Origin of the sequence: Collinsella sp. Sow4_D11, assembly GCF_052116465.1 — a bacterium.
In the GTDB taxonomy this organism is placed as follows: Bacteria; Actinomycetota; Coriobacteriia; order Coriobacteriales; family Coriobacteriaceae; genus Collinsella.
Genome location: NZ_JBQKLA010000069.1, coordinates 1 through 814, shown reverse-complemented (window position 1 = coordinate 814; position 814 = coordinate 1). Strand labels below are relative to the sequence as shown.

Annotated in this window: 2 protein-coding genes; both read right to left on the bottom strand. The window is 62.8% G+C overall.

The annotated features are described in order from the left end of the window. Positions 1–134 precede the first annotated feature (134 nt). Entirely contained in the window at positions 135–491 is a 357-nt protein-coding gene (locus tag ACTQ40_RS10565; protein WP_441564123.1) for a hypothetical protein, read from the bottom strand. Then, the coding region (locus ACTQ40_RS10560) for a hypothetical protein (RefSeq protein ID WP_441564122.1) at positions 488–814 on the bottom strand (327 nt) is incomplete at its 5' end. The genes ACTQ40_RS10560 and ACTQ40_RS10565, both read right to left, overlap by 4 nt.

Here is an 814-nt window from a genome sequence, read left to right as displayed (position 1 = left end):
AAGAGACAGCCCCTGTCTCATGATGCGGACGCCCTTACTGGGGGTTGACTAGCACCTTTGCGCCTGTTACACGACAAGTGTGCAAGTTGAGTGTTCGCGTACGTGTGCGCGTACTTCGCCGCACCGTGAACACGTCACCATCCGTAATCCTTCCCGGGCACGAACCTAGCCTTGGGCTTGTTGGAGTTGACCGCGCCCGCGCTCCGGTTGCATGAGCGGTGCTCAATGCCGTTGTAGCCCGCTCGGTCGTCGGTATGCCCCAAGTCCCAAGCCGCCCAACAGGTTCCTTCACACTTGACCGCGGGGCACTTGGGCGCGTGCGGCTCGGGCGGGCTCAGCGGCCACTCATAGAAGACCGGGTAGCCGCAACGGGCGCACGGTACTTGCCCAGCGTGCTTGAGCTTGCGGGCTTCACGCTCACGCCGCTTCTTGTGCGCCGACCCGTAACCGCGTGAATCCCTATCGCTTCGGGGGTTCTTCTTGGGCCTCATGACTCAACGCTACCCCACCGGGTGGTGGGCGCGTCGGCTTCGGCCACGATGGGGATAGACGGCTCAAGTGTGGTGGTCATGCATGCCACCAAGTCTTCCGCGTATTGGTCGGCGTGCTCAGCATCCACTTGGATGACCATTTCATCGTGGATGGGGATGATCGTGTGGCCGGGGTGCATGGCTTCCCACCGGAACATGGCATCCACCAGCAGCTCGCGCCCATAGCCCTGCACGACCATGTTCAGGGACTTGTGGGGCTGGTCAGCGTTGAACCACGACGTACGCCCCGACGGGTGCACCCAGCGGGTGAGCTTGCCTGTCTC